Genomic DNA, 17731 nt, shown 5'->3' on the forward strand with positions numbered 1-17731 from the left:
ATCCCCGCGTGACTACCTGGACGAACTGGTCGGGCATCGAGTGGGCGCGGCCGCAGCGCGTGGAGGAGCCGGCCGACACCGCCGCGATCGTCGCGGCCGTCGAACGGGCCCGCACCGAGGGCACGACCGTGAAGATGGTCGGCACCGGGCACTCGTTCACCGCCATCTCCGCGCCCGAGCACACCATGCTCCGGCCGACCCGGCTCGGCGGGATCCTCGCGGTCGACCGCGAGGCGCTGACGGTCACCGCGCTCGCCGGCACCCGCCTCCAGGACCTCAACGAGGGCCTCGAGACGCTCGGCCTGAGCCTGCACAACATGGGCGACATCGCCGAGCAGACCCTCGCCGGCGCGACCTCGACCGGCACCCACGGGACCGGCGGCGTCGCGTCGTCGCTGTCCGCCCAGATCTGCGGGCTGACGATGGTCACCGGCACCGGTGAGGTCGTCACCGCGACCGAGACCGAGAACCCCGAGCTGCTGGAGTTCGCCCGCCTGGGCCTCGGCGCCCTCGGCGTGCTGACGACGATCACGTTCCGCGTCGAGCCGCTCTTCGTGCTCGAGGCCAACGAGACGCCGATGGGCTGGGACGAGTACGTCGCCGGCTTCGACGAGCACATCGCCGACCACCACCACGTCGACACCTACTGGTTCCCGCACACCGACCGGATGCTGGTGAAGACCAACGACCGCCTCGACGCCGCCGTCGACGAGGTCGAGCCGCTGTCGCGCTGGCGCTCCTGGTGGGACGACGAGTTCCTGTCCAACACGCTCTTCGGCGCCCTCAACCACGTCACCAACCGGGTGCCGGCGATCATCCCCCGCTTCAACCAGGTCTCGAGCCGGCTGCTGTCGGCCCGCACCTACAGCGACATCGCGCACAAGGTCTTCGTCTCGCCGCGCACCGTCGTCTTCCGCGAGATGGAGTACGCCGTACCGCTGGAGGCCGGCCTCACCGTGCTGGCGGAGGCGCGGGCGGCGCTGGACGCCTCCGACATCAAGATCACCTTCCCGGTCGAGATCCGGGTGACGCCGGCGGACGGCATCCCGATGTCGACCTCGGGCGACCGCCGGTCGATGTACCTCGCGTTCCACACCCACCGCGACGCCGACCACCTCGAGTACTTCGCCCTGCTCGAGCCGATCCTGCGCGCCCACGACGGGCGGCCGCACTGGGGCAAGGTGCACACCCGGACGGCGGCCGACCTGGCCCCGACGTACACGCGCTTCGAGGAGTTCCTCGCCCTGCGCGACCAGCTGGACCCTGACCGGGTCTTCGCCAACCCCTACCTACGCCGCGTCCTCGGCGACTGACCCGGGTCAGACGCTCGCGGGGCCGGTGGGCACGGGTGCCTGCCAGTGCCGCCAGATCGCGACCAGCCGCCAGACCGTGCAGAGACCGCCGCCGAGCAGCGCGACGGTCCAGTAGCTGAGGTCGGTGTGCGCGAGCGCGACGACGACGATCGACCCGGCCAGCGCGGGGGTGGCGTAGAGCTCGCCGCGGAAGACCGCGGGCACCCGACCCGCGAGCAGGTCGCGCAGCATGCCGCCGCCGATGCCCGTGACCATCCCCATCAGCGCCGCCGGCGCGACCCCGAGCCCGTAGTCGAGCGCCTTGAGGGCACCGGTGACGCAGAAGAGACCGAGCCCGAAGGCGTCGAGCACGTTGACGGAGCGCTCCATCCGGCCCAGCGCCGGGTGGTAGACGAACGCCATCAGCCCGGCGACCAGCGGGACCAGGAGGTAGCGCCAGTCCTGCAGCGCCGCCGGCGGGGTGGCGTCGATCAGGACGTCGCGCAGGAAGCCGCCGCCCAGGCCCGTCGTGCCGGCCAGGACGAGGACGCCGAAGACGTCGAGTCCCTTGCGCACGGCGACCAGCGCGCCGGAGATCGCGAACACGAAGATGCCCGCCAGGTCGAGCACGACCTGGGTCGTCGAGGGGTCGGTGGTGGCCACAGCCGGACGTTAGTACGGCGCGGGCGTCCCCGGTCGTGCGGGTTTCCCACGCCACGTGGTGCGGATGTGACTGGAGTGACCTCGAGGCGCGCGGCGCTGCTCCGCCGTCGGCGTGCTCCGCTGGCGTAGGCTCGCCGCACCGATGACCGCACCCATCCAGCACCAGACGCACCGGTCCGACCCAGGACCGGGGACGGCACCTGCCACGGCGTACCTCCGGCTCACCGGCCTGAGCGAGGACGGCACGCAGCTGCGCCTGGTGGACGAGGAGGGTGCCGAGCACGTGCTCGCGATCGACGATCGACTGCGCGCGACCGTGCTCCCGACAGCACCGACGGCTCCACCTGCCAGCCGAGGAACGGAGAAGACGATGGAGAGCGCACTCCGCCCTCGAGACATCCAGGCCCGGATCCGCTCCGGCGAGACGCCCGAGGCCGTGGCGCAGGCCGCCCAGACGTCCGTCGACAAGATCATGGCGTTCGCGGCCCCCGTGCTCGCCGAGCGCCAGCACGTCGCGGAGCGTGCCCAGCGCTCGTCGGTACGCCGCAGCGACGCCGGCCAGGTGACCGGCGCCCGCACCCTGGGTGACGCCGTCACCGCGCACCTCCGCTCCCACAACGTCGACCCCGAGACCGTCGCGTGGGACGCGTGGCGCCGGGAGGACGGTCGCTGGTCGCTGACCGCCGGGTTCGACAACCCCGCCCGCAGCGGCACCGCCGAGCTCACCTTCGACGCCCCGGGCAACTACGTCACGCTCGACAACGAGGACGCCCGCTGGCTCGTCGGCGTCGCGATCCCCGCCGCCGAGGCCGCTCCGGCCCGACCCGACGACCTCCAGGCCGCCCGCGAGCGCCGGCTCGTCGCCCCCGTCGACGTCGAGCTCCCCCTGGGCGACGACGCGATCGACCTCGTCACCGACCAGCCCGTCGAGGCGTTCCTCGACACCGAGCCGCCCACCGACGAGACCGTGGTCGCCGAGGAGGCCGAGCTCCGTGAGGAGGCCGCCGACGCGGCAGCCGCCGAGCCCGAGCCCGAGCCCGAGGTCCGCAAGCCGGCCAAGAAGCGTGGCCGGGCCTCGGTCCCGAGCTGGGACGAGATCATGTTCGGCGGCGGCGACAAGGTCTAGGCGCGCTGCGCGGCGACCGTGGCCGCGGTGCGACGCACAAGGTCCACGCGTACAGCACGCAGCAGCAGGTCCTCCTCGAACGGTGACCAACCTTCGAGGGGCAGCCCGCGCCTCGCGTCGCGGGCGGGATCCTCGAAGGCGGGCATGGAGGCAGTCAATCTGGGTCCGGCCCTGGCGCCGAGTGAATTTGCCGCCGACCGCGAGCATCGGTTGACACACCACGCACCGGCGCGAGCAACTAGCCGATGTCTCCTGTGTCAACCGACGATCTAGGCGGTCGGCCGCTCCGGGTCAGTGATCCACCCCGACCAGCTGCCCGGGTAGAGCGCGGCGCTGATCCCCGCCACCTCCAGCGCGAGCACGTCGTGGGCGGCGGTCACGCCGGACCCGCAGTAGACGGCGACGTCCTCGCTGCCATCGACCCCCGCTGCGGCGTACAGCGCGCGCAGCTCGTCGGCACTGCGGAAGCGACCGTCTGCCGCCAGGTTGGTCGAGGTCGGCACGTTGACGGCTCCGGGGATGTGGCCCGCGACCGCGTCGATCGGCTCGGTCTCGCCGCGGTAGCGCTCCGGGGCGCGCGCGTCGACGAGGACCGGCACGCCGAGCAGGTCGTCGGCCTCCACCACGGGCATCGAGCCCGGCCGGGCGGTGAAGTCGCCACGGCCCGGCAGCACCGTGCCGGTGTGCACGGCTCCCCCGGCGGCGAGCCACCCGGCGTACGCCCCGTCGAGGACCCGGACGTCGCCGTGCCCGTGGTGGCGCAGCAGCCACCACGCCCGTCCGGCGGCCAGGCCCGACCAGTCGTCGTAGACGACCACGGGCCGGTCGTCGCGCACACCGGCCCGCCGCATCGCCGCCTCGAAGTCCTCGACGGCCGGCAGCGGGTGCCGGCCACCGGCGCCCGGCGGGGCCGCCAGGTCGGCGTCGAGGTCGACGTACGACGCCCGCGGGATGTGTCCACGCTCGTACTCGCCCCGGCCGCCCGGCCCGCCCGTCCGGTAGCGGACGTCGAGCACGGTCACCTCCCCGATCCGGTCGTGCAGCTCGGTCGCGGAGATCAACGGGGATGCCATGCGAGTCATCATGCCGGGTCCATGAAAGGATCCCGACCCGTGGCTGAACTGCACTTCTTCACCGGCACCATGGACTCCGGCAAGAGCACGCTGGCGCTCCAGACGAACCACAACCACGCCGCGCGCGGCCGGGTCGGACGGATCTTCACGACCCACGACCGAGCAGGCGAGGCGCAGCTGTCGAGCCGGCTCGGCCTGACCCACGAGGCCCTCGAGGTCAACCCGGAGTTCGACTTCTGGCGCTACGTCGTCACGGCGCTGACCCAGGGCGGTCGGGTCGACTACCTCATCTGTGACGAGGCGCAGTTCTACACGCGCGACCAGATCGACCAGCTCGCCAAGATCGTCGACGAGCTCCAGATCGACGTCTTCGCCTTCGGCATCCTCACCGACTTCCGCACCCAGCTCTTCGAGGGCAGCCTGCGGCTGATCGAGCTGGCCGACCGCGTCAACGTCCTCCAGGTCGAGGCGCTGTGCTGGTGCGGCAAGCGCGCCACCCACAACGCGCGCACCGAGGACGGGATCATGGTCACCGAGGGCGAGGTCATCGTCGTCGGCGACGTCGAGGACCGCAGCGGCCCGCCGGCCGAGGTCGCCTACGAGGTGCTCTGCCGCCAGCACCACCGCCGCCGGCTCACCGCCGCACGCGCGAAGGCGGTCAGCCTGGCCCCGGAGCCGTTGCCCTTCGGGTGACTCCACGGCGCCCACTACCCTGGCCGCGTGTACCTCGAGAACGTCGTGATCGATGCGCAGGACCCCGGGCGCCTGGGCCGGTTCTGGGAGGCGGTCGTCGGCGGCGAGCAGCTGACCGACGAGCCGGAGGGCTACGAGACCCGGCTCGCCGTCGACGGTGGACCCGTACTCGACCTGTGCTTCCAGCGCGTCGCGGAGCCGGTCACCGTGCCGGCGCGGCTCCACCTCGACCTGCTGGGCGGAGCGCGGCAGGACGCGGAGGTCGAGCGGCTCATCGGGCTCGGCGCCCGCCACCTCGACGTCGGCCAGGGCGAGGTGCCCTGGGTGGTCCTCGCCGACCCGGAGGGCAACCCCTGCTGCGTGATGGAGGAGCGGGCGGCGTACGCCGACACCGGACCGATCGCGGCCCTGCCCCTCGACTCGGCCGACCCCGCGCGGGACGCGGACTTCTGGGCCTGGCTGACCGGCTGGACCGAGGTCGAGGGCCCGGCGCCCCAGTCGCTGCGGCACCCGTCGCTGCGCGGCCCACTCCTCGAGCTGTGCCCCGAGTCCTCGCCCAAGGGCGCGACCAAGAACCGCTGGCACCTCGACGTCCGCCTCGAGTCGGGTGAGGACCCCGACGAGGTCGAGGCCGCCATCGTCGAGCACGGCGGCCGCCGGCTGCACACCACGTGGGGCGACCTGCCGTGGCGCTCCTACCTGGACCCCTCCGGCAACGAGTTCTGCGCGCTTCCGGCCCGCTGAGCCGCCGACGAGGGTTTCCCCGCTACCCGGGCGCCGCGGCCACACCTAGCGTCGAGGCGTGCTGCGAACACGCCTCTCGGGTGCCCTGACCGTCGTCGCCACCGCCGTGGCCGGACTGCTGGTGGCGCTGCCGCCGCCGGCCGGGGCCGACGGCCCCGGTGCGGGCGCACCGTGGGTGGTCACGCTCGGCGACTCCTACATCAGCGGCGAGGCCGGCCGCTGGGCCGGCAGCAGCAACGACGACAGTGCGCGCGCGGACGCGCTCGGGCCCTCGGCGTACCACGACGCCGGCGACCACGAGTCGATCGAGCGCTGCCACCGCAGCCAGTCGGCGGAGGCCTACATCGGTGGCGGGGTCAACGGCCTCAACCTGGCCTGCTCGGGCGCCGAGACCGCCACGACCAACGGTGACGACTTCAAGCCCGGTCTCGACTTCTACGACGACGGGGCCGGTCACCAGGGCCAGGCCGCGATGCTGCAGCAGTTCGCCGCCGGTCACCACGTCGGCATGGTCGTGGTCAGCATCGGCGGCAACGACTTCCAGTTCGCCGACGTCGTCCAGTCCTGCGTCGTCGACTTCCTGACCTCGCCGACCTGGGCCAAGGACTACTGCCGCGACGACGGGTCGGTCACCGCCAACTTCACGTCCGCCAACGTCGCCGCCGTCCGCGCCCGGATCGCCGGCGCGTTCCGGAACGTCGCGGCGGCGATGCGCAACGCCGGGTACGCCGACAGCCAGTGGACCCTGCTCGCGCAGACCTATCCGAGCCCGATCCCGCGAGGCAACGGCATCCGCTACGCCGAGAGCGGCTACTCGCGACAGTTCACCGGCGGCTGCGGCTTCTGGAACGGCGATGCCGACTGGGCCAACGACACCGCCCTGCCCACGATCAACGGCGCCGTCACGGGGGCGGCCGCCGACTCGGGGCTGGGCAACATCCGCACGCTCGACCTGTCGTCGGCGTTCAACGGCCGCCGGCTCTGCGAGAACACGGTCGGCCTGTACGAGGAGAAGGGCATCGCCAGCTGGCTGACACCCGGAGCCGTCGACCAGACCGAGTGGATCAACCAGATCCGCACGGTCAGCACCTGCTGCGAGGACAGTCCCTACTACATCCAGGAGTCGATCCACCCGAACTACTGGGGCCAGCTCGCCACCCGCAGCTGCGTGCGCCAGGCCTGGAACGGCGGCGCTCCACGAGGCGGGACCTGTCGGATCGCCGGCACCGGACTCGTCAACGGCGAACCGAGCATGAGCCTGGGCTGACCCCTAGCCCGTCAGGACGGTGGTATCGGCCTCGTAGGGCTCCAGCGACGGCACGCGCTCGCGCAGCTGCACGAGTGCTCGTGCGGGGTCGTGGAACGCGATGCCGTCCAGCTGCTGCGGGGTGAACCGCCACCACCGCAGCTCGAGCAGCTCGGCGATGGTGGCATCGTCGAAGCGTCGGCGGATCGGCTTGGCGGGCACCCCGCCCACGATCGTGTACGGCGCGACGTCGCCCACCACGACCGCCCCCGCGGCGACGATGGCGCCGTCGTGGATCGTGACGCCACGGCGCACGACGGCGCCGGCGCCGATCCACACGTCGTTGCCGATCACGACCGGGTCGCGCCAGAAGCTGCCGGACGGACCCGAGTCGATCGCACTGACCTGGTAGCTCTCCGCCGTCGGGTGCCAGCCGAACCGGGTGCCGTCGTACTGGAACGGCGACGTGCCGAGCCAGTCGACCGGGTGGTCGGCCTCGCCGATGCGCACGCCGGCGGCGATCGAGCAGTAGCGGCCGATCGACGAGCAGTCGTCGACGACGCCGCCGACGAGGTAGGTGAACGCCCCGATCCGGGTCGACATCGCCGAGACGACCTGGCCCATGAACCACACGGGCGGCTCGACCTCGACGCGGGAGGAGCGCTTGTGCCGCAGCGCGCGCCGGTTGCGCACCTGCTCCTGGACCTCGGCGGTCCCGACCGGCTCCACGACCGGCTCCGCCACCGGCTCCTCGACCGGCTCCACGACCGGCGGGGCGGGCGACGGAGCGGACGGCTGACGACGGAAGGGCGAACGCACGCGCCGATGCTGCCACAGCGGCGGTGCGGCCCCGCCGACGAGGCTCAGTCCACCAGCAGGGGGATCAGCATCTCGTCCGGCGTCAGCGACCCGTGCAGCCCGACGAGCGTCGCCTCGTAGGGGAAGTCACGGGTCGAGAGGATCGCGGTCTCCCCGTGGCAGGCGACGACCACGTCGCCGAGGCGGGGCAGCACGCTCGTCAGCACCGGCCCGAACCAGCCGCGCGCGATCGCGTCGTGGCGCGCGAGCACGGTGGCCCGGTCCCCGAGCACGTCACGCCAGGTCGCGACCACGTCGTCGACGGCGCCCCGCTGGCAGTAGAGGTGGCGGAACCGCGCCTCGCCGCCGACCAGGGCGACCCCGTCACGCAGCTCGGTGCGGTCGTCCACGTCGACGCGGTGCTCCGCGGGCGAGTCGATCATGCCGTGGTCGGCGACGACCAGGAGCCGCACGGAGGTCGGCAGCGCCTCGCGCAGCTGCTCGGCCTCGGCGTCGACCATCGACAGCTGCTGGAGCCACGGGCTGGAGGCGACGCCGTAGCGGTGCCCGGTCCAGTCGAGGTCCCCGTCGTAGAGGTAGGTGAGCGACGCCCGCTCGACGGACGCGGCGACCGCGGCCGCGATCCGCTCGCCGACCCGGTCCGCGCCGACGTACTCCGCGCCACGGTGCGCCGCGACCGTCAGCCCGCTCCCCCGGAACTCGCGCTTGTTGACGACCGTGACACTGGCGCCGAGGCGGCGCAGCCGGGAGAACGAGGTGTCGTGGGGCTGCCACTCCACCGGGTCGACGTCCTTGTCCCACATCAGGGCGTTGAGCAGCTTGTCGGTGCCGGGCACCCGGGAGGTGAAGCCCACCAGCCCGTGCGATCCCGGCGGCAGCCCGGTGCCGAACGACGTCAGGCTGGTCGCCGTCGTCGACGGTACGCCGGCCGTGCCGGGCGGGCTGTGCTCGAGCAGCGAGGCGAGGTACGGCGCGGCGTGGGCGTAGCGCTCCAGCAGGCGGGCCCCGAGCCCGTCGACCAGGAAGACGACGTACGCCGGGGCCGCGGGCAGGTCCAGCCCGGTCGGCGCGTCACCGACGGGCAGGCCGAGCGCCGACGCGACGGCCGGGACCACGTCACCGAGCGAGCGCGAGCCGTAGGCAGGCTCGAGGAACCCCTCCACGCCGACGTCGATCAGCGCGTGTGCGTGCGGGCCGAGAGCGACTCGGCGAAGGTCAGCAGCCCGGCGACGGCGTCGGTGCCGTCGGCCGCCGCGGACACCCGCAGCGAGAAGTCGTCGGAGGCGAGCACCCCGGTGTAGCCGTGGTCGGCGTCGCACTGCGGGTCGTTGCACCCCGCCGGCTCGAGGTCGACGCGGCTGACGCCGCCCCAGCCGATCGTCATCACGGCCTCGGCCGGCGGCCGCGGACCCGAGGTCGGGTTGGCCACCATCCTGGTCACGACCACCGAGCGGACCGAGCTGAGCCGGATCGCCTCGGTGGAGGTGGACGTGTAGGGCTCCGGGAGCAGGTCGTCGCCCTCGTGCTCGTCGGTGTGCGCGAGGATCAGCCGGCTCGGCGTCAGCACCGCCACGGACAGGTGCCGGCGCACCTCATCACGGTCGAAGGTCGGCTCGTGGTGCACGAAGAAGGAGACGACCTCCTCGCCGGCCACCGCGCTCTCGACGCCCTCGGCGACGACGTCGGGGTAGTAGCCGGTGCGGTCGATCGCGTCGCGGAGCTCGACGGCGCGATCGTGACCCTCAGTGGTCCTGGTGCTGCGCATGCCTGCAGTCTGTCACGCGGTCCAGGTCACGAAGGAAGCGTGTCCCCAGCGGGCTGCGACAGGCGGCGCACGAACCAGTCCGACCGCGGGTCCACCACCGGGTCCACACGGGCCGCGGCGGTCAGCACCGTGGCCCGGTCGGCGCCGGCGAGCACGAGCGAGAGCTCGAGCGCGCTGACCTGGGGCACGTCGTTCTGCAGCTGGGCGACCCGCTGGATGAGCCGCTCCACCTCGGCCACGTCGACCGCCTCGCTGCCGCGGTAGCCGAAGAGCATCGGCGACGACTTGATCTCCCGCACCATCGACGCGGCGTCGCGACCTCCGAGGGGCGGGATCCGGTAGGAGCGGTCGGCCAGCAGCTCGGTCAGCGGGCCTGCGATCCCGAACGACACGACCGGACCGAACAGCGGGTCCTCGATGGTGCGGATGGCGACCGGCACTCCCGGCGGCGCGTTCTTCTGCACCACGAAGCCGGCGCGCTCCGGCTCGCCGATCAGGGTCCCGAGCGTGTCCCACGCGTCGGCCATCTCGTCGGCGTCGTCGATGTTGCGCCAGACGTGGGCCTGGTCGGGACGCTCGCGCAGGTGCTCGGCCGTCGCCTTGAGCACCACGTCCCAGCCGAGGGCCTCGCCCGCGGCGATCGCCTCGTCGCGGCTCGCGACGTCGCGGGTCTGCCACAGCTCCACGTCGTACGTCGCCAGCAGCTCGGTCAGCGAGTCGAGGTCGAGGTCGGTGCCCTCGGGGTGCTCGGAGAGGATCCGGCCGACCAGCCGCTTGGCCGCGGCGGAGTCGACGGCGCTCGGGTCGACGGGCTCCCCGTCGGGCGTGCGCAGCCACACCGCGTAGTCGACTACGTGGGCGAGCGCACGCACCGCGGACTCCACGCCGGGGTACGACGGCACGGAGCCTCGGCCCGCGGTCGAGCCGGCGACGTCGGGGACCCGGAGCAGCTCCGGCACGCCCTCGGCGCCGAGGAACGAGGAGACCAGGGGCTTGTCGGACTGCTCCCCCACCGCGGCGAGGACGTTGGCGACGCCCTCGCCGGAGACGTTGATCGGCGGCACGTAGACGGCGACCACCGAGTCGATCTCGGGGTCGTCGATCGCGGCGTCGAGGGCGTCCTCGAAGTCCTCCGCGCCGGCGTCGGTGCCGAGCGCGATGGACTTGTTGACGACCAGCCCGACCGCGGCGGCCGCGTCGGCGGCGAGCAGGCCGAGCGCGTCGGAGTTGCCGACGATCGCGACCCGGCGCCCACGCGGGAGCGGCTGGTGGGCGAGCAGCTGGGCGACGTCGAACATCTCGTCGAGCGTGTCGACCTGGATGACGCCGGCCTGGCGGAACATCGCGTCGACGGCCGCGGCGGGCGCGGCGATCTTGCGGACCGCGTGGCCCATCGGCACGCCCTGCGTGGTCCGTCCGGAGCGCACCGCGATGATCGGCTTGCGCAGCGAGACCCGGCGGGCGATGCGCGAGAACTTGCGCGGGTTGCCGATCGACTCGAGGTAGAGCAGCACGACCTCGGTGGAGTCGTCCTCCTCCCAGTACTGCAGGAGGTCGTTGCCCGAGACGTCGGCGCGGTTGCCCGCGCTGACGAAGGTGGAGAGGCCGAGCCCGCGGTTGTAGACCTTCTCCAGGATCGCGGTGCCGAGCGCGCCGGACTGGCAGAAGAAGCCGGCGCGGCCGCGCGGCGGCATCAGCGGCGACAGCGACGCGTTGAGCGAGACCTTGGCGTCGGTGTTGATGATGCCGAGGCAGTTCGGGCCGATCAGGCGCAGCCCGTAGGAGCGCGAGAGGCCGACCAGCTTGCGCTGCCGGACCCGGCCCTCCTCGCCGGTCTCGGCGAAGCCCGACGAGACCACGATCAGCCCGTGCACCCCCTTGGCGGCGCAGTCGAGCACCACGTCCTGGACGTGCTCGGCGGGGACCGCCACGACGGCGACGTCGACGTCGTCGGGGATCTCCGTGACGGACTTGTACGTCGGGAGCCCCGACACGGCGTGCGACGTCGGGTTGACGGCGTACACGCGCCCGCTGAAGTCGCCGGTGATCAGGTTGCGCACGAGCGCCTGGCCGATCGTCTCCTGGCGCCGGCTGGCGCCGATGACCGCGACCGAGCGCGGGTTGAAGAACTTCTCGATCGAAGCGGACTCGGCCTTGTGCTCGCGCGCCGACATCAGCCCGATGGCGGTGTCGGTGGGGTCGATCGAGAACTCGAGCTGCAGCACACCCTCGTCGTACTCGCTCGCCACGCGGTAGCCGGCGTCGCGGAAGGTCTGGATCATCCGGGTGTTGTCGGGCAGCACCTCGGCGACGAACCGCTCGACGCCGCGCTCGCGGCCGGCCTGGGAGAGGTGCTCGAGCAGCAGCTGCCCGATGCCGCGGCCCTGGTGGCTGTCCTCGACCAGGAACGCCACCTCGGCCTCGCCCGGCTTGATCACGTCGTAGCGGCCGACGGCGATGATCTGGCCCTGGAGGGTGAGCACCAGGGCGACCCGGTCCACGTTGTCGACGTTCGTGAACCGGTCGACGTCGCGATCGGAGAGCCGCGGCATCGGGGAGAAGAAGCGGTAGTACTTCGACTGGTCGGAGACCCGGGAGTAGAACTCGACGAAGACCTCGCGGTCGTCCGCGTGGATCGGGCGGATGTGCGCGGTGCGCCCGTCGCGGAGGAGGACGTCCGCCTCCCAGTGCATGGGTGCAGGGGTGACGGTCACGCGTGAAATCTAGCGTGGACACATGAACCCGGCGTGCCCCTGACGTTTCCGTGGGTGGCAGTTGAAAGAATCCCCCCATGGCGCGCGGCAAGACGAAGCAGGACCTCCCGGACGATTTCGAGGAGCACATCCTCGACACCGACATCAAGCACGAGATGGAGACGTCGTTCCTCGAGTACGCCTACTCCGTCATCTACTCCCGGGCGCTCCCGGACGCCCGAGACGGGCTGAAGCCGGTGCAGCGCCGGATCCTCTACACGATGAACGACATGGGCCTGCGGCCCGACCGCGGGCACGTGAAGAGCGCCCGTGTCGTCGGTGAGGTCATGGGTCGCCTGCACCCGCACGGCGACGGCGCGATCTACGACGCCATGGTGCGGATGGCGCAGCCCTGGTCGATGCGGGTGCCGTTCATCGACGGGCACGGCAACTTCGGCTCGCCGGACGACTCCCCCGCCGCGATGCGCTACACCGAGGCCCGGATGGCCCCGGCCGCCGTCGCGATGACCGCCTCGATCGACGAGGACACCGTCGACTTCAAGCCCAACTACGACAGCCGCGAGTTCGAGCCGGCCGTGCTGCCGGCGGCGATCCCCAACCTGGTCGTGAACGGCACCACCGGCATCGCGGTCGGCATGGCGACCAACTGCGCCCCGCACAACCTGGTCGAGGTCGTGCAGGCGCTGCGGCACCTCATCACGCACCCGAAGGCCACCGTCGACGACCTGATGCGCTTCATCCCGGGACCCGACCTGCCGACCGGCGGCAAGATCGTCGGTCTCGAGGGCATCCGCGACGCCTACGAGACCGGCCGCGGGTCCTTCCGGATGCGCGCGACCGCCCGCGTCGAGGCGATCACCAACCGGCGCAAGGGCATCGTCGTCACCGAGCTGCCGTACGGCGTCGGCACCGAGAAGGTCATCGAGCGCATCAAGCTGCTGGTCCAGAGCAAGAAGCTCCAGGGCATCTCCGACATCAAGGACCTCACCGACCGCACCAACGGGCTGCGCCTGGTGATCGAGGTCAAGAACGGCTTCGTGCCCGAGGCGCTGCTCGAGCAGCTCTACAAGCAGACGCCGATGGAGGACTCCTTCGGCATCAACGCCGTGGCCCTGGTCGACGGGCAGCCGCGCACGCTGGCGCTCAAGGAGATGCTCGAGGTCTTCCTGGAGCACCGCTTCGACGTCGTACGCCGGCGCTCGGTGTTCCGGCGCACCAAGGCCGCCGACCGGCTGCACCTGGTCGAGGGCCTGCTGCTCGCGATCCTCGACATCGACGAGGTCATCCAGCTGATCCGCTCCAGCGACAACGCCGCCGCCGCCAAGGAGCGGCTGATGACGGTCTTCGACCTGAGCGAGGTCCAGGCCGACTACATCCTCGACATGCCGCTGCGCCGGCTCACGAAGTTCTCCAAGCTCGAGCTCGACAAGGAGCGCGACGAGCTGCAGCGCACCATCGACGAGCTCGACGCGATCCTGGGCGATGACAAGCTGCTCCGCAAGGTCGTCTCCGACGAGCTCGCCGAGGTCGCCAAGACCTACGGCACGCCGCGCCGCACCGTGCTGCTCGAGTCGGCCGGCACCGCCGTCACCGCCACCGCGGTCGCCCTCGAGGTCGCCGACGACCCGTGCTTCGTCTACCTCTCCTCGTCCGGCCTGCTCGCGCGCAGCGCCAACGCCGAGCAGCCGGGCCAGGGCGGCGGCCGGAGCAACCACGACGTGGTCGTCTCGTCGGTGCGGGCGACGGCGCGGGGCGAGATCGGCGGCCTGACCAGCACCGGGCGGCTGGTGAAGATCGGCGTGCTCGAGCTGCCGCAGCTGCCGGACACCGCCAACGACCCGCACCTCGCAGGCGGCCTCCCGGTCAGCGAGATCCTCCCGCTCGAGCCCGGCGAGCGGCTGCTCGCGCTGTGCACGCTCGCCACCGAGGGCCCCGGCCTGGCGCTCGGCACCCGTCAGGGCACCGTCAAGCGGGTCAACCCGGAGGTCCTCGGCCGCGACGACTGGGAGGTGATCCGGCTCGCCGACGGCGACGAGGTCGTGGGCGCGGTCGAGCTGGCCACCGGTCGGGAGACCCTCTGCTTCGTCACCTCCGACGCGCAGCTCCTGCACTTCGGCGCCGACGCCGTACGCCCCCAGGGCCGCACCGGCGGCGGCATCGCCGGCGTCCGGGTGGCCAGCGGCGAGCGGGTGGCCTGGTTCGGCGCCGTCGACCCGGACGCCCCGGAGGGCTCGGTCGTGGTCACGGCGTCCGGCTCGTCCACCGCTCTGGAGGGCACCGACGCCGGCGCGCTCAAGGTCGCGCCGTTCTCGGAGTACCCCGCCAAGGGCCGCGCCACGGGCGGCGTGCGGTGCCACCGGTTCCTCAAGGGTGAGGACACCCTCGTCTTCGCCTGGGTCGGTACGGCGCCGGCGCGGGCGGCTGCGGCCAGCGGCTCCCCCATCGACCTGCCCGAGGCCACCGGCCGCCGCGACGGCTCCGGCACCCCCGCCAGCCAGCCGATCGTCGCCTGCGCCGGTCCGGTCGCTGCGCGGGTCCGTGTGGAAGGGTGACCCCGTGATCTCTCGGCACCGCCTGGCCTTCTCCGTCGTCGCCGGACTCCTCACCGCGTCCTCCCTGACCGCCTGCAGCGGCAGCGGCAGCGACGACGGCGGCGGATCCGATGCCACCCCGGACGAGGTGTTCGCCGCCGCCAAGACGAACCTCGACGAGACCAGCGGCGTCTCGCTCACCCTCGACACCAAGGACCTGCCCGACGGCGTCACCGGCGTCGAGACCGCCGAGGGCGTCGGCACCCACGCCCCCGCGTTCGACGGCACCATCACCGTCGTCCTGTCCGGCCAGGCCTTCCAGGTGCCGGTGATCGCGGTCGACGACAAGGTCTACGCCCAGATCCCGCTGACGACGGGCTGGCAGGACATCGACCCCGCCGACTACGGCGCCCCGGACCCGGCCCGGCTGATGAGCCCGGACACCGGCTTCTCCTCGCTCCTGCCGGCCACCACCGACGTCGAGCAGGGCGACAGCGTGCGCGGCGGGGCGGACAACAAGGAGGTGCTGACCGAGTACTCCGGGACCGTCGGCGCCGACACGATGAAGAACATCATCCCGACCGCCTCGGGCGACTTCGACGTCACCTACACGATCACCGACGACGACGAGCTGCGCAGCGCGAAGCTCACCGGCGTGTTCTACAAGAACTCCGAGTCGATGACCTACACCGTGACCTTCGAGGACTACGGGACCGACAAGGACATCAAGGCGCCATGACGCGCTCGCCGCGGGTGCTGCTGGCCCTCGCAGCGGTGGCGGTGGCCTTCGCGGCCGCGGACACGTACGTCGTCGTCCTGGCCCTGCCGGACATGATGGCCAGCGCCGGCATCCCGGTCGACCAGCTCCAGCGCGCCGCGCCGATCGTGTCGGGCTTCCTGCTCGGCTACGTCGCGATGCTCCCCCTCATCGGACGCATCGCCGACCTCCGCGGCCGGGTCCCGGTGCTGGTCGCCGCGCTCCTCGTCTTCGCGCTCGGCTCCCTGGTCACCGCGCTCGCCTACGACATGCCGAGCATGGTCACCGGCCGGTTCCTCCAGGGCGTCGGCGGCGGCGGCCTGGTCCCGGCGACCCTCGCCCTGGTCGCCGATCTCTACCCCGCCCAGCGCCGCGGGGTCCCCCTCGGCCTGGTCTCCGCGGTCCAGGAGATCGGCAGCGTGCTGGGCCCGCTCTTCGGCGCCCTCGTGCTGGCCGTCGCCGACTGGCGGGTGATCTTCCTGGTCAACCTCGTCGTCGGCCTGGTCCTGGCGGCCGCCATCAGGAGCATCGCGGTGGTCGAGGTTCGAGCGGAGCGAGCCTCGAAACCACCGGCGCGCACCTTCGACTGGATCGGCCTCGGGCTGGCGCTGGTCGCCCTGGTCGCCGGCGTGCTCGTCTTCGTGCAGCCCAGCCAGCTGATGCGCGACCTGACCTACGGCCAGCTCTTCATCCCGTACGCCGGGGACGGCCGCTGGCTCACCCCGATCGGCCTGGTCGCGATCGGCGCCTTCGTGCTGCTCGTCGTCCGGTGCTGCACGGCGCGCCGCCCGCTCCTCGACGTCCCCGACTGGGTCCGCACCGTGCGGGAGGCCGACGCACTCGGGGCCGTCCTGCTCGCGCTCGCGCTCGCCGGGGTGATCCTCGCGTTCGCCACGGCGGACCCCAAGGTGCAGGTGTTCTCCGACCAGGGCCTCTGGTACCTCGTCGGCGCCGCGCTCGCCGCCGTCGCCTTCGTGCTGCACCTGCGCCGGACCGACCAGCCGCTGGTGCCGGCCGGCGCGCTGCGGCGTACGCCGGCGTGGGGCGCGATGCTGGTCAGCTTCTTCATCGGCGCGGCCCTGATCGCGGCCCTGATCGACATCCCGCTCTTCGCCCGCACGACCGTCTACCCCGGCTCCCAGCTGATGGCGGCCCTGGTGCTGGTGCGCTTCCTGGTCGCGCTGCCGGTCGGCGCCGTGATCGGTGGCTACCTCACGCACCGGGCACCGGCCGGCGTCGTCACGGCCGGCGGGATGGTGCTGGCCGCGACCGGCTTCCTCTGGATGGCCACCTGGGGCCTGGACTCGCTCGACAGCCCGGTCGCGACGCTGCCGCTGGTGATCGGCGGGCTCGGCTTCGGGGTCGCGCTCGCCCCGGTGAACGCCGCCGTCCTGGCCAGCACCGACGACGACGTGCACGGCCTGGCCAGCGCCTTCGTCGTGGTCTCCCGGATGGTCGGGATGCTCGTGGGCATCTCCGCGCTCACCACCATCGGGCTCCGGCGCTACTACGCCGAGCAGGCCGACGTACCGTCCGTGCGCGACGTCTGCGACGGGGCGAGCCGCTGCTCGGAGTTCAGCCGGCTGCTCAAGGTCGCCGGCATCGCCCAGGAGCAGACGGTCTTCACCGGAGCGGCGGTGTGCGCACTCGTCGCCGGCGTGCTCGCCCTGGTGCTCTTCCGGCTGGCACCGACGCGGGCCATCTCGACCGGCGACCTGCTCCGCTCCGCCGGTTGAGGGGTTGGCTATCGTGCCGGGCGTGAGCTTCGACGACCTGCTGGACGCCAACCGCGAGTTCGCGGCCTCCTTCGACCTGGCCGGCTTCGACGGCGTCGCGCACGCCGGCGTCGCCATCGTCACCTGCATGGACTCGCGCATCGACCCGCTGCGGATGCTCGGGCTCAAGGCCGGCGACGCGAAGATCTTCCGCAACCCCGGTGGCCGCGTCACGCCGCAGGCCCTCGAGGCCCTCGTCCTCGGCGTCCACCTCCTCAAGGTGGAGCGGGTCCTGGTGGTCCCCCACACCCGCTGCGCCGTCGCCAGCAGCACCGAGGCCGAGCTGCGCGAGCGGGTGGGCGCCTCCGCCGGCATGGACGCCTCCTGGCAGCCCTTCCCGGTGATCGCCGACCAGATCGCCGCCCTCGGTGAGGACGTCCAGAAGGTGCGCTCCCACCCCCTCGTCCCCGACACCGTCGAGGTCGGCGGCTTCATCTACGACGTCGACACCGGGCTGCTCGAGCAGAAGTACTGACCCCACCCACCGGCAGCCGTGGTCCGAAATGACCGTGCGGCCGGGCACCTGGCAGCGC

The 17731-nt window shown here is 72.5% G+C and carries 16 protein-coding genes; 9 read left to right on the forward strand and 7 right to left on the reverse strand.

Features of this window, described 5'->3' with window-relative positions:
• Positions 1–8: 8 nt before the first annotated feature.
• Positions 9–1313 (forward strand): D-arabinono-1,4-lactone oxidase, encoded by a 1305-nt coding sequence (locus ASC77_RS02615; protein WP_056148517.1) that lies wholly within the window; start codon positions 9–11, stop codon positions 1311–1313.
• Between the two features lie 6 nt (positions 1314–1319).
• Here the strand turns inward: ASC77_RS02615 and ASC77_RS02620 are convergent, their stop codons facing one another.
• Positions 1320–1955 (reverse strand): trimeric intracellular cation channel family protein, encoded by a 636-nt coding sequence (locus ASC77_RS02620; RefSeq protein WP_056148519.1) that lies wholly within the window; start codon positions 1953–1955, stop codon positions 1320–1322.
• 142 nt (positions 1956–2097) lie between these two features.
• Here ASC77_RS02620 and sepH point away from each other — a divergent pair, with 142 nt between their 5' ends.
• Positions 2098–3081 carry a septation protein SepH gene (gene sepH, locus ASC77_RS02625; RefSeq protein WP_056148522.1) on the forward strand — a complete coding sequence of 328 codons (984 nt, stop codon included), beginning with the start codon at positions 2098–2100 and terminating at the stop codon, positions 3079–3081.
• Here the strand turns inward: sepH and ASC77_RS26430 are convergent.
• Positions 3078–3227 (reverse strand): hypothetical protein, encoded by a 150-nt coding sequence (locus ASC77_RS26430; protein ID WP_156390882.1) that lies wholly within the window; start codon positions 3225–3227, stop codon positions 3078–3080. The genes sepH and ASC77_RS26430 overlap by 4 nt on opposite strands.
• Before the next feature lie 123 nt (positions 3228–3350).
• Positions 3351–4154, reverse strand: a complete 804-nt coding sequence (locus ASC77_RS02630; protein ID WP_056148525.1) for a sulfurtransferase — start codon at positions 4152–4154, stop codon at positions 3351–3353.
• A gap of 39 nt (positions 4155–4193) precedes the next feature.
• On the opposite strand from ASC77_RS02630, the gene ASC77_RS02635 reads away from it, so the two are divergent.
• The 3 genes from ASC77_RS02635 to ASC77_RS02645 are packed head-to-tail and all read left to right on the forward strand — an operon-like array spanning position 4194 to position 6858.
• On the forward strand, positions 4194–4847 hold the full coding sequence (locus tag ASC77_RS02635) for a thymidine kinase (RefSeq protein WP_056148527.1): 654 nt from the start codon (positions 4194–4196) through the stop codon (positions 4845–4847).
• 27 nt (positions 4848–4874) lie between these two features.
• On the forward strand, positions 4875–5591 hold the full coding sequence (locus tag ASC77_RS02640; RefSeq protein ID WP_056148529.1) for a VOC family protein: 717 nt from the start codon (positions 4875–4877) through the stop codon (positions 5589–5591).
• A gap of 58 nt (positions 5592–5649) precedes the next feature.
• A complete protein-coding gene (locus ASC77_RS02645) occupies positions 5650–6858 on the forward strand; it encodes a hypothetical protein (protein WP_235547412.1) in 1209 nt (402 codons plus the stop codon).
• A 3-nt stretch (positions 6859–6861) separates the two neighbouring features.
• On the opposite strand, the gene ASC77_RS02650 is transcribed toward ASC77_RS02645, so the two are convergent.
• Genes ASC77_RS02650 through ASC77_RS02665 form a run of 4 tightly spaced genes read right to left on the reverse strand, consistent with a single transcriptional unit; the run spans position 6862 to position 12135 of the window.
• A complete protein-coding gene (locus tag ASC77_RS02650; protein ID WP_156390883.1) occupies positions 6862–7656 on the reverse strand; it encodes a CatB-related O-acetyltransferase in 795 nt (264 codons plus the stop codon).
• Between the two features lie 44 nt (positions 7657–7700).
• Positions 7701–8819: an alkaline phosphatase family protein gene (locus ASC77_RS02655; protein ID WP_056148534.1), complete on the reverse strand. Its 1119-nt coding sequence runs from the start codon at positions 8817–8819 to the stop codon at positions 7701–7703.
• A gap of 11 nt (positions 8820–8830) precedes the next feature.
• The gene (locus tag ASC77_RS02660; RefSeq protein WP_056148536.1) at positions 8831–9421 is read right to left on the reverse strand and encodes a DUF5998 family protein; all 591 of its coding nucleotides are present in this window, start codon (positions 9419–9421) and stop codon (positions 8831–8833) included.
• 26 nt (positions 9422–9447) lie between these two features.
• Positions 9448–12135 carry a bifunctional GNAT family N-acetyltransferase/acetate--CoA ligase family protein gene (locus ASC77_RS02665; RefSeq protein ID WP_235547414.1) on the reverse strand — a complete coding sequence of 896 codons (2688 nt, stop codon included), beginning with the start codon at positions 12133–12135 and terminating at the stop codon, positions 9448–9450.
• Positions 12136–12212: 77 nt separating this feature from the next.
• Here ASC77_RS02665 and ASC77_RS02670 point away from each other — a divergent pair, with 77 nt between their 5' ends.
• Genes ASC77_RS02670 through ASC77_RS02685 form a run of 4 tightly spaced genes read left to right on the forward strand, consistent with a single transcriptional unit; the run spans position 12213 to position 17673 of the window.
• The gene (locus ASC77_RS02670) at positions 12213–14687 is read left to right on the forward strand and encodes a DNA topoisomerase (ATP-hydrolyzing) subunit A (protein ID WP_056148541.1); all 2475 of its coding nucleotides are present in this window, start codon (positions 12213–12215) and stop codon (positions 14685–14687) included.
• Between the two features lie 4 nt (positions 14688–14691).
• A complete protein-coding gene (locus ASC77_RS02675; RefSeq protein WP_162249784.1) occupies positions 14692–15405 on the forward strand; it encodes an LppX_LprAFG lipoprotein in 714 nt (237 codons plus the stop codon).
• Positions 15402–17159, forward strand: a complete 1758-nt coding sequence (locus ASC77_RS02680; RefSeq protein WP_056148547.1) for an MFS transporter — start codon at positions 15402–15404, stop codon at positions 17157–17159. The genes ASC77_RS02675 and ASC77_RS02680 overlap by 4 nt, the downstream gene beginning before the upstream one ends.
• A gap of 22 nt (positions 17160–17181) precedes the next feature.
• Entirely contained in the window at positions 17182–17673 is a 492-nt protein-coding gene (locus ASC77_RS02685) for a beta-class carbonic anhydrase (protein ID WP_200944870.1), read from the forward strand.
• The last annotated feature ends 58 nt before the right edge of the window (positions 17674–17731 follow it).

The organism is Nocardioides sp. Root1257 (assembly GCF_001425175.1).
Lineage (GTDB): Bacteria > Actinomycetota > Actinomycetes > Propionibacteriales > Nocardioidaceae > Nocardioides.